The organism is Yoonia sp. (assembly GCF_042093035.1).
GTDB lineage: Bacteria > Pseudomonadota > Alphaproteobacteria > Rhodobacterales > Rhodobacteraceae > Yoonia.
In genome coordinates this window covers 1-12,650 of sequence record NZ_JBELFI010000074.1, presented here as the reverse complement: position 1 = coordinate 12,650, position 12,650 = coordinate 1, and the positions used below count along the sequence as shown (strand labels likewise).

The 12,650-nt window shown below is 58.3% G+C and carries 11 protein-coding genes; 7 read left to right on the top strand and 4 right to left on the bottom strand.

The window, feature by feature from the left end:
• Positions 1-151: 151 nt before the first annotated feature.
• Genes ACFDSS_RS10055 through ACFDSS_RS10040 form a run of 4 tightly spaced genes read right to left on the bottom strand, consistent with a single transcriptional unit; the run spans position 152 to position 6,002 of the window.
• A complete protein-coding gene (locus tag ACFDSS_RS10055) occupies positions 152-967 on the bottom strand; it encodes a metallophosphoesterase (RefSeq protein ID WP_375255615.1) in 816 nt (271 codons plus the stop codon).
• Between the two features lie 6 nt (positions 968-973).
• Positions 974-1,363 (bottom strand): VOC family protein, encoded by a 390-nt coding sequence (locus tag ACFDSS_RS10050; protein WP_375255614.1) that lies wholly within the window; start codon positions 1,361-1,363, stop codon positions 974-976.
• A complete protein-coding gene (locus tag ACFDSS_RS10045; RefSeq protein WP_375255613.1) occupies positions 1,360-4,803 on the bottom strand; it encodes a pyruvate carboxylase in 3,444 nt (1,147 codons plus the stop codon). The genes ACFDSS_RS10050 and ACFDSS_RS10045 overlap by 4 nt, the downstream gene beginning before the upstream one ends.
• A 59-nt stretch (positions 4,804-4,862) precedes the next feature.
• Positions 4,863-6,002: an alpha-hydroxy acid oxidase gene (locus ACFDSS_RS10040; RefSeq protein ID WP_375255612.1), complete on the bottom strand. Its 1,140-nt coding sequence runs from the start codon at positions 6,000-6,002 to the stop codon at positions 4,863-4,865.
• A gap of 137 nt (positions 6,003-6,139) precedes the next feature.
• On the opposite strand from ACFDSS_RS10040, the gene ACFDSS_RS10035 reads away from it, so the two are divergent.
• The 7 genes from ACFDSS_RS10035 to ACFDSS_RS10005 all read left to right on the top strand — a co-directional run bounded on the left by ACFDSS_RS10035 (position 6,140) and on the right by ACFDSS_RS10005 (position 12,415).
• Positions 6,140-7,003 carry an FAD binding domain-containing protein gene (locus ACFDSS_RS10035; RefSeq protein WP_375255611.1) on the top strand — a complete coding sequence of 288 codons (864 nt, stop codon included), beginning with the start codon at positions 6,140-6,142 and terminating at the stop codon, positions 7,001-7,003.
• Positions 7,000-7,476: a (2Fe-2S)-binding protein gene (locus ACFDSS_RS10030; protein ID WP_375255610.1), complete on the top strand. Its 477-nt coding sequence runs from the start codon at positions 7,000-7,002 to the stop codon at positions 7,474-7,476. Before ACFDSS_RS10035 ends, ACFDSS_RS10030 begins: the two co-directional genes overlap by 4 nt.
• 1 nt (position 7,477) lies before the next feature.
• On the top strand, positions 7,478-9,715 hold the full coding sequence (locus ACFDSS_RS10025) for a xanthine dehydrogenase family protein molybdopterin-binding subunit (protein WP_375255609.1): 2,238 nt from the start codon (positions 7,478-7,480) through the stop codon (positions 9,713-9,715).
• A 3-nt stretch (positions 9,716-9,718) separates the two neighbouring features.
• The gene (locus ACFDSS_RS10020; protein WP_375255608.1) at positions 9,719-9,964 is read left to right on the top strand and encodes a MoaD/ThiS family protein; all 246 of its coding nucleotides are present in this window, start codon (positions 9,719-9,721) and stop codon (positions 9,962-9,964) included.
• Positions 9,965-10,033: 69 nt separating this feature from the next.
• Positions 10,034-10,849, top strand: coding sequence for a transporter substrate-binding domain-containing protein (locus ACFDSS_RS10015; RefSeq protein ID WP_375255607.1), 816 nt, complete (start codon positions 10,034-10,036; stop codon positions 10,847-10,849).
• A gap of 1 nt (position 10,850) precedes the next feature.
• Positions 10,851-11,684, top strand: a complete 834-nt coding sequence (locus ACFDSS_RS10010; RefSeq protein WP_375255606.1) for an amino acid ABC transporter permease — start codon at positions 10,851-10,853, stop codon at positions 11,682-11,684.
• Positions 11,684-12,415, top strand: a complete 732-nt coding sequence (locus tag ACFDSS_RS10005; protein ID WP_375255605.1) for an amino acid ABC transporter ATP-binding protein — start codon at positions 11,684-11,686, stop codon at positions 12,413-12,415. Before ACFDSS_RS10010 ends, ACFDSS_RS10005 begins: the two co-directional genes overlap by 1 nt.
• Positions 12,416-12,650: the final 235 nt, after the last annotated feature.

Sequence of the window (12,650 nt, the reverse complement as noted above, 5' to 3'; positions counted from 1 at the left end):
ACGCCCGACCCTAACCTTGGCAAGGTTATGCTCTACCCCTGAGCTACGCCCGCGCTGCATTTCGTGAGCCGTGATCTATAAACACTCTGCCAGTCTTGCAAGACCAAAATCGCATGTCGGTGTCGTTTTTCTTGGAAACCTGCGCCTTGCCTTAACCCTTTGTCGTGTAGCCGCCAAAAAGCTGTCTGTCTTGCAGTCCAACGTCTTCACTATGCACCACAACGCCGTTTTGTGTCAAAAGTGCGATACCATATGCGCCCGGTTCATTGCTGGAGAGATGCGAATTCGGGCTTTGCAAATCCAGAACGCCCTGGTGGCAGGGGCTTTTGAACATGCTCCATGGGACGCCGCGCGCAAAACCCGACATCGTGCGATGAATATGCCCGCAAATCAGGTGCAGATTGCCGTGCTGGGCGAGCGTATCCAGAAAGCCATCCCCGTCAGTCAGCTTGATCTTATCCATCCCCGCAATGCCGGTATCAAAGGGCGGGTGGTGAATGCAGACAATGGCCTGCCTGCCATCACGCGCGGCCAATGCTGTGTCCAAAAACGCCATACGCGCCGGGCAGATCTTGCCTGCATGATCGGTGTCAACGTAGGGCGGCCCATCAAGCGAATCCAATGTGATGATTCGCGTGTTTCCCAGATCAAAGACATGCTGAATGTGCCCCTCAGCCGTTTTGGGGGCATCGGTGAAAACCTGTAAAAACACGTCCCGGCGGTCGTGGTTGCCCATCATGGGGATCACTGGCATCGGCAAGTCAGTAATTTGGCGTTGCAGATCCCGGTAGGCCTCGTGCTCCCCCCGATGGGCCAGATCGCCCAAGAGGATCATGGCATCGGCATCTGCGTGGTCGGCAATTGCCGCATCCAACACAGCCTTGGTGCGGGCCGATGGATTCAGCCCGATGATGGTTTCTCCGGCTGCGCAAAGGTGAAGATCGCTGAGGAAGAGGATTTTGTGCATGTTGCGCTATGCTCTAAATTCGATCAGGTCCCAGCGGTTTCCGAATGGATCACGAAAGACTGCAACGGTCCCGTAGGGTCCCTTGCGTGGGTTTTCCTCGAAAAGAATTCCGTTTTCCCGCATTCGGTCATAGTCCCGCGAGAACCTATCCGTTTGTAAAAAGAGCCAGACCCGACCGCCCCCTTGATCGCCGATGGCAGCAATCTGCTGCTCCCCGATTGCGCGGGCCAGCAGAAAAACGGTTTGCGCACCGTGCGGGGCCACGCGCACCCAGCGTTTGCCATCTCCGAGGTCGGTGTCTTCAAGCAAGTCAAAGCCCATCTTGCCCACGAAAAACGCAATCCCCGTATCGTAATCCGGCACGAGGATCGACAGGAGTGCCAGATGTTGGCTCACTCGAACTCAACCAACAAGTCCTTCGCGTCAATTTGACCACCTGCCTGCACATGGACCGCTTTGATGACCGCATCCCGCTCTGCGTGGATGCCGGTTTCCATCTTCATCGCCTCGATGGTCAACAACAAATCGCCTTCCTTGACCTGTTTGCCAGCCTGCGCTGCAACCGTGGCCACAACGCCCGGCATCGGTGCGCCGATGTGGTTGGCGTTGCCAGCCTCTGCCTTGGGCCGCGAGACTTTCTCGGACGCGGCCAGGCGGTTCATCACGCGGATTGTACGTGGCTGGCCGTTCAATTCAAAGAACACCTTCACTTCGCCGTCTTCGTTCATCTCTGCGACCGCCTGCATTCGGATTTCAAGCGTCTTGCCGGGGTCGATTTCAGCGACGATTTCCTCTCCCGGTTCCATGCCATAAAAAAACGTGCGGGTCGGAAGGGTGCGCACCGGGCCATAGGTCCGGTGACGACCGGCGTAGTCGAGGAAGACCTTGGGGTACATCAGATACCCGTTCAGGTCCTCGTCGTCGACGGCTTTCCCTTCAAGCTGTGCTGACAAATCGGCGCGTGTTGCTTCCAGATCGACCGGTGGCAACAGTGCGCCGGGACGGTCTGTGATCGGCTTGTCGCCCTTCAATACCTTCTTTTGGATTTCCCTTGGCCAGCCTCCGGGTGGTTGACCCAGATCGCCATGCAACATTTCCACGACGCTGTCGGGGAAGACCACGTCAACTTTCGGGTCTTCGACCTGCGCCCGCGTCAGGTTCTGGCTGACCATCATCAAGGCCATGTCACCCACAACTTTGGAGGACGGCGTCACCTTCACGATATCGCCGAACATCGCGTTGACGTCTGCATAGGTCTGCGCGACCTCATGCCAGCGCTCTTCCAGCCCCAGCGAACGGGCCTGCGCCTTGAGATTGGTGAACTGACCGCCGGGCATTTCATGCAAGTACACTTCCGATGCAGGTGCTTGCAGGCCGCTTTCAAAGGCCGCGTAATGGGCGCGCACCTGTTCGAAGTAATTGCTGATCTCACGGATTGCCGCGATGTCCAATCCGGTGTCGCGTTTGTCTCCACGCAGGGATTCGACAATTGAACCGAGGGTCGGCTGGGATGTATTGCCTGACAACGCATCCATGGCCCCGTCCACACAGTCCACACCTGCCGCAGATGCCGCCAGCACCGTTGCAATCGCTGCACCGGATGTATCGTGCGTGTGGAAGTGGATCGGCAGGTTGGTTTCGCCCTTCAATGCCTTGATGAGCATGGTTGCAGCAGCCGGTTTCAGCAATCCTGCCATGTCTTTCAGACCCAGCACATGGGCGCCTGCTGCCTCCAGCTCTTTGGCCATGCCGACGTAGTATTTCAGGTCATATTTCGACCGCTTGGGGTCCAACAGATCGCCTGTGTAGCAGATCGTGCCTTCACAGACTTTTTCGGCCTTGATAACCGCGTCCATCGCGACACGCATGTTCTCAACCCAGTTGAGGCTGTCGAACACGCGGAAGACATCAACGCCTGAATTGGCGGCCTGCGCCACAAAACTTTGCACCACGTTGTCGGGATAGTTGGTATACCCCACACCGTTGGATGCGCGCAGCAGCATCTGCGTCATGATATTCGGCATTGCGGTGCGGATATCGCGCAGGCGCTGCCACGGGCATTCCTGCAAAAAGCGGTAGGCCACATCGAAGGTCGCGCCGCCCCAGCATTCGACACTGAAAAGCTGATTCATCTTGGCAGCATAGGCCGGTGCCGCGTTAATCATGTCGATTGAGCGCATGCGCGTGGCCAGCAAAGACTGATGCCCGTCGCGCATGGTGGTGTCGGTAATCAGCAACTGCTTTTGGTCGCGCATCCAGTCGGCCACGGCCTCTGGCCCGAATTCATCAAGAATATTGCGGGTACCGGGTGTGACATCGGTGGATGGCTTGACCGGAGGACGCGGTGGCTTCACATCCGCGGCCGGATGAGGGCGGCCAGCTGTTTCGGGATGCCCGTTGACCGTAATATCGGCGATATATGTCAGAAGTTTCGTCGCGCGGTCGCGGCGTTTGGAAAACTTGAACAGGTCAGGCGTCTCATCAATGAATTTGGTGTGGTATTCATTGTTCAGAAATACCGGATGCTTGAGCAGGTTTTCCACAAAAGCGATGTTGGTTGAAACACCACGTATGCGGAACTCGCGCAGGGCGCGGTCCATGCGTGCAATTGCCATTTCCGGTGTCGGCGCGCGCGCGGTCACTTTTGTCAGCAGGCTGTCGTAATACCGCGTGATAACAGCGCCCGAATAGGCGGTACCGCCGTCCAAACGGATGCCCGGGCCCGTGGCAGAGCGATACATCTGGATGCGCCCATAGTCTGGAATAAAGTTGTTTTGCGGATCCTCTGTCGTCACCCGGCATTGCAGCGCGTGCCCGTCAAGCTTCACGTCGTACTGCGACGCGCAGCCTGTTGCCTCGACCAGAGACTTGCCTTCCGCGATCAGGATTTGCGCGCGCACGATGTCGATGCCGGTGACTTCCTCGGTGACGGTGTGTTCCACCTGCACACGCGGGTTCACTTCGATGAAATAGAATTCACCGCTGTCCATATCCATCAGGAATTCAACGGTGCCTGCGCATTCGTAGTTCACGTGCTGGCAGATCTTCTTGCCCAGATTGCAAAGCTGTTCGCGCTGGGTGCCGGACAGATAGGGGGCGGGCGCGCGCTCCACGACCTTTTGGTTGCGGCGCTGCACCGAACAATCCCGCTCCCAAAGGTGGTAGATCTGGCCATGGCTATCACCGAGGATCTGCACCTCAACGTGGCGCGCACGCATAATCATCTTTTCCAGATAGCCTTCGCCGTTGCCGAACGCGGCTTCTGCCTCACGGCGGCCTTCGAGGACTTTTTCCTCAAGCTCGTCCTCAGACATGATCGGACGCATGCCGCGACCACCACCACCCCAGGAGGCTTTCAGCATCAGCGGGTAGCCAACTTCTGCCGCTTCTTTCTTGATTGCAGCCATGTCGTCGCCCAGCACGTTGGTGGCAGGTATGACGGGCACACCAGCCTCAACTGCGACACGGCGCGCGCTGGCTTTGTCGCCAAGGGCGCGCATGGTTTCGGCTTTGGGGCCAATGAAGGTGATGCCATTGGCGGCACAGGCATCGACAAAATCAGGGTTTTCTGACAGCAGGCCGTAGCCGGGGTGGATCGCGTCCGCCCCGGCCATCTTGGCCACGCGAATGATCTCATCAATCGAAAGGTAAGCGGCGACCGGGCCGAGTTCTTCGCCAATCCGGTACGCCTCATCCGCTTTGAAACGGTGCAGACCAAGTTTGTCTTCCTCTGCAAAGACGGCGACCGTCTTCTTGCCCATCTCATTGGCCGCGCGCATGATGCGGATCGCGATCTCACCGCGGTTGGCAATGAGGATTTTCTTGAAGTCGGGCATGGCTGGTCCTTTCGCAGTTGCAGCATTCGTAGTGAGCAAATGGCGGAGCGTCTAGAAATTTATGGTGTTGTTCTCAGAGTGGCAGGCACGTCGGCCAGTGTCTTTGTACCAAGTTGCCCCATATTGCTGATGATATCCTGACGCAGGATATCGACGACATGATGCGCCCCTTGCGCGCCCAATGCGGCCAATCCGTAGTGGAAAGCCCGGCCAAGCATGACAAAGTCCGCACCCAAGGCCAGCGCGCGCAAGATATCGAGACCCCCCGCGATGCCGCTGTCAAAAATCACTGGCAGGTTGGTTGCAGCCCGTACGTCGGGCAGGGTTTCGATGCTGGCCGGGCCGCCATCGAACTGCCGTCCTGCGTGATTGCTGACCCAAAGCGCATCGGCGCCTTCATCCGTCAACCGCGCCACGTCATCCGGTCTGCTGACGCCCTTTACGATTAACGGACCGTCCCACGCATCACGGAGCGCCTTGAAGTAATCCCAGTCAGGCGACGTGCGCAGAAGATAGCCGATGTGCTGGTTTGAGGGCAGGGCGCTGCGGTTTTCAGAATAGCTTTCCATCAAACGCAGACGTGGCATACCTGTCTGACGAATGCCATTCAGCCAGGCCGGACACTGTGCGGCCTGCATTGCCAGTCTTGGCGTCAACTTGGGTGGATTGGTCAGACCGCCGCGCGTTTGCCGCTCGCGGCGTGAGGCGACGGGCACATCAACGGTCAGCACAATGGTGTGAAATCCCGCTGCCTTGGCACGCGACAGGATATCATCGCGAATGTCTGGATCGCGTGGCGGATAGAGCTGAAACCACCCCTGTGCACCTGTATGCGGGCCAACGTCTTCTGGCAGCTGACTGGCGACTGTGGACAGCGTGTAGGGAATGCCCTCCTTGGCAGCGGTCCTAGCCAGCATCTGTTCAGCGCCCGGCCAAATCAGCCCCGACATCCCAACTGGCGCAATCCCGAAGGGCAGCGGATGGGTGTGCCGCAAAAGCGTTGCCGACAGATCAGGCTCAAACTCGCCATGCAGGATTGACGGGTTCAATAAGACCTCATCCAGCTTGGTGCGATTGCGCGCTTGTGTTGCCTCAACACCGGTCGCACTGTCGAGGTATTCCCAGACAAAATGAGGAATGCGTCGACGGGCACGGGATTTGAGGTCTGAAATAGCGGGGTAACGGTTGTGCAATGTCATGGGCGCAAACTACGGCGGGTCAGGTTGGCTTGGCAATCAATGAATGCGTTTGACCCTGCTTTCGCCACGCGACACAATGGCATCAAAAGCCCTGTGCGTGGCGCGCGCAATTTCCGCTCAAGAAATGGATCGCCTGAATGAAATACATCAAACCTGAAAGTTTTGCTGCGGCTTCCGCTGTGCTGGCCGCAGAGGAGGGGATCGCGCGGATCCTGACCGGCGGTACCGATGTGCTGGTGATGCTGAAATCAGAATTGGTTGAGCCTGACCTGATGGTTGACCTCAAGCATCTGCCGGGTATGCGCGATATCGTTGAAGAAGATGGTGGGTTTCGGATCGGCGCGGCTGTGTCGGCGGCGGAAATGGGCGAACACGCCGCATTGAAAGCCGCCTGGCCGGGAGTTGTTGAAGGTGCCGAATTGATCGGATCAACCCAGGTGCAAAACCGCGCGACCATGGCAGGCAACCTTTGTACCGCCTCACCCGCTGGCGATTCTGTACCGGCACTTGTGACCGCGGACGCCTTCGCGCGCCTGCATGGACCTGATGGTGTGCGTTACCTGCCGGTAGTGGATGTCCCCGTTGGCCCCGGCAAAACCGCGCTCGCCCGGGGTGAATTCATCACGTCGTTCTTTTTGCCCGCGCGCCCCGCGCGCGCTGGCGATGCCTACTTGCGTTTCACTCCGCGCACGGAAATGGATATTGCTGTGTCTGCTGCCGCGGTGAACCTCATTTTGGATGCCGATGGCACTGTGACGCAGGCCCGCGTTGCGCTGGGCGCTGTCGCCCCGACAGTGCGCTTGGTGCCGGAAGCGGGTGCCGCGATGGTTGGTTCAAAACTCGACGATGAGGCAATCTCGGCTCTTGTCGCTGCCGCTGAGGCTGCGTGTTCTCCGATTAACGACAAACGCGGCACGATTGAATTCCGCACAACAACCGCAGGCGTGCTGGCCAAGCGCGCCGCCCGCATCGCATATTCCCGCGCCGGAGGCACATCATGAAGACGATCCCAGTTGAAACCACAATCAACGGCGACCGGACGGAGTTCCTTTGCCAGACGGACGAAACCCTGCTGGACGTTCTGCGCGACCGTCTTGGTCTGACAGGGGCCAAGGAAGGCTGCGGCACCGGTGATTGTGGCGCCTGTAGCGTGACGCTGAACGGGCGGGTTGTTTGCGCATGTCTGGTGTTGGGTGTCGAGGTTCAGGACGCCGAGATCGAGACCATCGAAGGCATGGCAACTGGCGAAGACCTGCATCCTTTGCAGCGCGTCTTCCTAGAAGAAGCCGCCTTGCAATGCGGAATTTGCACGCCGGGCATTCTTGTTGCTGCGAAATCGCTTTTGGAACAGAACCCTGACCCGACCGACACCGAAGTGCGGTATTGGCTGGCGGGGAACCTTTGCCGTTGCACCGGATATGACAAAATTATCAAAGCGGTACAAAAAGCCGCTGCAGAAATGAGGGCCGCATAGCATGGCACTGGATGAGCAAGCAAAGCGCGATTTCAAAGTCGTTGGTACTCGCGTTATTCGCCCCGATGGGCTGGATAAAGTCACCGGCAAAGCGGCTTATGGCGCCGATATATCTGCTCCTGGTATGCTGCACGGTCGGATTTTACGCAGCCCGCACGCACATGCGCGGATCGTGTCGATCAATACCGCCGCTGCGCAAGCACTGCCCGGTGTGAAGGCGATTGTCACCTCCGCCGATTTGGCGACGCCCGAAGACGCAGGCTATGCCGATATTGCAGTGAACTGCTTGGCCAAGGGCAAGGTGCTTTACGATGGCCATGCTGTTGCGGCGGTCGCTGCGACTGCCAAGTCGATTGCGAAACAGGCGATCCGCCTGATCGAGGTGGTCTATGAGGAGCTGCCCCATGTGACTGATGTTGATGTGGCAATGCGCCCAGATGCGCCCGTCGTGCTATCAGGCCGCGCATTGGAAAATGTCCCGGAAGGGATGTCTGAGAACGTCACAATGCGCTGCGCCTTTGGACACGGCGATCTTGAGGTTGGCTTTGCCAAGGCCGACAGGATTGTCGAGCGCAGCTTCAAGACTGCTGCAACCCATCAGGGCTATATTGAGCCACAGGCCTGTCTCGCGAGCCTTGGCAATGATGGCCGGGGCGAAGTTTGGTGCTGCACCCAAGGTCAATACATGGTCCGCGCCAATTGCGCCGCCGTCTTGGGTGTCGAGGAAAGCCAGCTGCGCATCACCGCATCGGAAATCGGCGGCGGCTTCGGCGGCAAGACCTCCACCTTCATTGAGCCCGTAGCACTTGCGTTGTCACGTAAATCTGGCCGACCTGTGAAGATCGTGATGAGCCGCTCCGAGGTTTTGCGCGCAACTGGCCCGACGATCTCGACCTCGATGGATGTCAAGATCGGCATGACCAAGGCGGGCCGCATCACTGCTGCCCGTGCAGAGTTACGCTATTCGGGCGGGGCCTATCCAAATGAGACGGTCGATATGGGCGCGCAAGCGGCCTTTGCTGCCTATGATCTGGAGGCGGTCGAAACCATCGGTTGGAACGCGATGACAAACCGCCCGATGGAAATCCCCTATCGCGCACCCGGCGCGCCGACCGCGATCTATGCGGTCGAAAGCGTCGTGGATGAGCTTTCTCAGGAATTGGGTCTCGATCCGCTGGATGTGCGCCTGATGAATGCGGCCCGCAAGGGGACACTGTCGTCTTACGGGCCGACCTTCAATGAGATCGGTTTGGTTGCCACGCTCGAAGCGGCCAAAGCGCACCCGCACTATAGCGCGCCTTTGGGTCCAAATCAGGGGCGGGGGCTGTCTTGCGGCTTCTGGTTCAATTTTGGCGGCAACACCTGTGTGTCACTCAACATCAATGATGATGGTACCGTTGGCGTCGTCGAAGGCAACCCGGATATCGGAGGCTCTCGTGCGTCGATCTCGATGATGGCGGCTGAGGAATTGGGCGTGCCTTATGACAAGGTCGGCACGGTCATCGCGGATACCTCATCTCTGGGCTTCAACGACATCACCGATGGCAGCCGCGTGACCTTTGCAGTGGGACTTGCCACAATCAAGGCGGCGCGCGCGGCCAAGGATGAGATGTGCCGCCGTGCTGCCAAGCTTTGGGGCATTGATGAGGGCGCGGTGAACTGGCAGGATGGCGCGGTCGTGCCAGCCGGCCCAAACGCAGGCACCCACCCGCCAATGACACTGGCGGAGATCGCAGCCGTGGCCAGTAACACAGGCGGTCCTATTGCAGGTCACCATGAAGTCAACGCCGATGGTGCCGGTGTCAGCTTCGGCGTACATCTTGTTGATACAGAAGTAGATCCTGAAACGGGTGCTACCAAAATCCTGCGCTATACGGTTTTCCAGGACGCTGGCAAAGCTGTGCATCCCGACTACGTCGAGGGGCAGATGCAAGGTGGTGCCGTGCAAGGTATCGGCTGGGCCTTGAATGAGGAATATATCTACGGCGAGGACGGACGTTTGCAGAACCCGATCTTTCTGGATTATCGCATTCCTGTGGCCTCTGACCTACCTGAGATTGAGACGGTCATTCTCGAAATCCCGAACCCTGGTCACCCTTACGGTGTGCGCGGCGTGGGCGAGACCCCGATCGTGCCACCACTGGCGGCCATCTCAAACGCAGTCTCCCGCGCTGCTGGCGTGCGAATGACGGAATTACCGATGTCTCCGCCGCGCCTTTTGAAGGCGATGACGGGTTAAGTCATGGTCAGGGTCAAAGTCTGGGGCTCTTTACGTGCAATGACCGACGGCCAGGAGTGGGTGGAGGTGGAAGCCCGTAACTTCAAAGAGTTACTGGATGCTCTTGCCAAGAAATACCCTGGCCTTGCGCCGCAGATAAAACGCGGTGTGTCCTTGTCTTTGGATGGTGTCATCTACCGAGAAGCGTGGTTCACTGAGATCGGGCCAGAGAATGAAATCATCCTCATGCCCTATATGGTCGGCGGCTGATCGCGCTGGACAGCCCTCCCGGCCGCCACTACCTTTGAAGAAAATCTGTTCAACAAAGGGTCCGCTACCATGAAAAAACTGCCAGTAATTACCGCTGTTTCTGCCGCTTTGATGTCAACTACAGCCTTCGCGGACGGCAATTGCGCCACGGGCAAGACTTTGACGGAGGGCACGCTGACAATCGCCACCGGCAACCCGGCCTATTTCCCGTGGGTTATGGATGATGCGCCTGAAAGCGGGCAGGGGTTTGAGGCAGCAGTTGCCTATGCCGTCGCGGAGGAAATGGGCTTTGCCGCCGAAGATGTGACTTGGGTGCGGTCGTCTTTTGACGAGGCAATGCAGCCCGGTGCGAAGAATTTCGATTTCAACATGCAGCAATATTCGATCACGGCCGCGCGCGATGAGATCGTGGATTTTTCTGCCCCTTATTACACGGCACCAATGGCGGTCCTTGTCGGGCCCGGTGCGGTTGATACTGACGCGACAATGGCGGCATTGCGCGCGCTGAAATGGGGCGCTGTCGGCTCAACAACAGCGGTGCCAAAGCTCACGGACGTCATTCGGCCTGCAAGTGATCTGCTGCTTTATGGTGACAACGCGGATGTGAACGCGGCCATCAGCGCCAATCAGATTGATGCCGCCCTGTTCGATTTGCCCACGGCATTGTTCCTCAGTGCAGTGATGATCGAAGGCTCTGCCGTGATTGGCCAATTTGCGCCTGACATGACCGATGAGCCCGATCAATTCGGCATGTTGATGGAAGAAGGGAACCCACTGAAAGCCTGCGTCGATGAAGCACTTGCGGCATTGACCGAAAGCGGCGCTTTGGCGGCCATTGAAGCGGAATGGCTTCAGGACACCACCGGTGTGCCATTGATCCAGTAATATGGCCAAGTCGCAAGCGGCGGGGCTGACCCGCCGCCAACGCTACGAGGCGCAGCAACGCCGCCGGTCGCTGATTATCGCGGGTACCAGCACCGCGCTGGTCATTGCCGTGATCGTTATTTTCGTGCCCATGACCCCCGGCTGGGAAAAGGTGCAACGCAGCTTTTTCAACGGCGGCGTGTTGGCCGAGACATTTCCCAAATTGCTGGATGCGTTCCTTGTGAATGTGATGATTTTCGCGTGGTCGGCGCCTGCGATTGCGATCCTGGGTTTGCTGATAGCTCTTGCGCGCGATGCCAAGTCACCGGCCCTTTTTCCGCTGCGCATTTTCGGGGCCGGGTTTACAGATGTGTTTCGCGGCGTGCCGGTGATTTTAACGGTCTATTTGATCGGCTTCGGCATTCCGGGGCTGGGTCTGCCGCGCCCTTGGAATTCGCCCTATATCTGGGGCTCGCTGGCTTTGGTGCTGACCTATTCTGCCTACGTGGCCGAGATTTTCCGCTCCGGCATCGACAGCGTGCATCAGAGCCAACGCGCCGCGGCATTGTCGCTTGGCCTGTCGGAACGGCAGGTGATGCGCGATGTGGTGCTGCCGCAGGCGGTGCGCAATGTGGTGCCGTCGCAGATGAACATGCTGATTGCATTGCAAAAGGATGTCTCGCTTCTGAGCTTCATCGGCCCGGTTGAAATCTTCCGGCAGGCGGGCGTTTTCAAATCCCTGACCGCCAATTTCACGCCCTATGTCGGTGCGGCGATTATCTTTTTGGTCGTGACCATCCCCGCCACGCGCTACGCCGATCATCTGATGGCCAAGCAAAGGCGGGACCGAAGCTGATGGCCAAGCTTGAACTGCGCGGCGTAGTCAAACGCTTTGGCGATATGACCGTTTGCGATGGGATTGATCTGGATGTGGACGAAGGCCAAATGGTCTGCCTGATCGGCGCATCGGGGGCTGGCAAATCAACACTTCTGCGCTGCATTAACCTTTTGGAAACCGTCGAGGACGGCGAGATCTTCCTCGACGGAGAAGACATCGCCATGCCCGGTCTGGACCCGCAATCAGTGCGTGCGCGCATCGGGATGGTGTTTCAAAGCTTCAATCTTTTTCCGCATATGACAGCACTTGAAAACGCAATGCTGGCACCGCGCCGCGTGCATGGCAAATCACGCGATGCGCTGGCGCCTGAGGTGGAAGACCTCTTTGCGCGCTTCGGTCTTGCGGACCGGATGCATAACTATCCCGATCAGCTTTCAGGTGGTCAACAACAGCGAGTGGCCATCGTACGCGCCTTGGCGATGCGTCCAGAGGTGATGCTTTTTGATGAAATCACATCGGCGCTTGATCCGCAGTTGGTCGGCGAAGTGTTGGACGTTTTGTTGATGCTCAAGCAGCAGGGCATGACGATGGTATTGGCCACGCATGAGATGGGTTTCGCGCGGCAAGCCGCCGACAAAGTATGCTTCCTGCAGAATGGTCGCATTATTGAGCAAGGGCCGCCGGATGCACTCTTTGAAGCCCCGCAAAGGACGGAGACCCAGGCGTTTCTTGCCAGAACATTAAAGTGATCGCGGCACTCATCGCCTAAGTTTTAGGCGGCTTCATCGCCGCTGAAGTATTTCGCGTCGGTTCTCGGCCTGTCGGCTTGTTCAACGCCTTAACACATGCCTAACATCGGATCGGACCGACAAGATAGGCGCACGACCATAATGCTCGACACCACCGGCAGCTTGCAGCCCCGCGCGAAAGGGGACGTGATTTTGTCGTCCAAGCGTCGCGGCGACCGGAGCGTGATCGACGGGT

Excerpts from the sequence above, each read along its gene's own strand:
- ACFDSS_RS10055 (WP_375255615.1), bottom strand. The coding sequence starts at position 967 with ATGCACAAAATCCTCTTCCTCAGCGATCTTCACCTTTGCGCAGCCGGA.
- ACFDSS_RS10045 (WP_375255613.1), bottom strand. The coding sequence starts at position 4,803 with ATGCCCGACTTCAAGAAAATCCTCATTGCCAACCGCGGTGAGATCGCG.
- ACFDSS_RS10040 (WP_375255612.1), bottom strand. The coding sequence starts at position 6,002 with ATGACATTGCACAACCGTTACCCCGCTATTTCAGACCTCAAATCCCGT.
- ACFDSS_RS10035 (WP_375255611.1), top strand. The coding sequence starts at position 6,140 with ATGAAATACATCAAACCTGAAAGTTTTGCTGCGGCTTCCGCTGTGCTG.
- ACFDSS_RS10030 (WP_375255610.1), top strand. The coding sequence starts at position 7,000 with ATGAAGACGATCCCAGTTGAAACCACAATCAACGGCGACCGGACGGAG.
- ACFDSS_RS10025 (WP_375255609.1), top strand. The coding sequence starts at position 7,478 with ATGGCACTGGATGAGCAAGCAAAGCGCGATTTCAAAGTCGTTGGTACT.
- ACFDSS_RS10020 (WP_375255608.1), top strand. The coding sequence starts at position 9,719 with ATGGTCAGGGTCAAAGTCTGGGGCTCTTTACGTGCAATGACCGACGGC.
- ACFDSS_RS10015 (WP_375255607.1), top strand. The coding sequence starts at position 10,034 with ATGAAAAAACTGCCAGTAATTACCGCTGTTTCTGCCGCTTTGATGTCA.
- ACFDSS_RS10010 (WP_375255606.1), top strand. The coding sequence starts at position 10,851 with ATGGCCAAGTCGCAAGCGGCGGGGCTGACCCGCCGCCAACGCTACGAG.
- ACFDSS_RS10005 (WP_375255605.1), top strand. The coding sequence starts at position 11,684 with ATGGCCAAGCTTGAACTGCGCGGCGTAGTCAAACGCTTTGGCGATATG.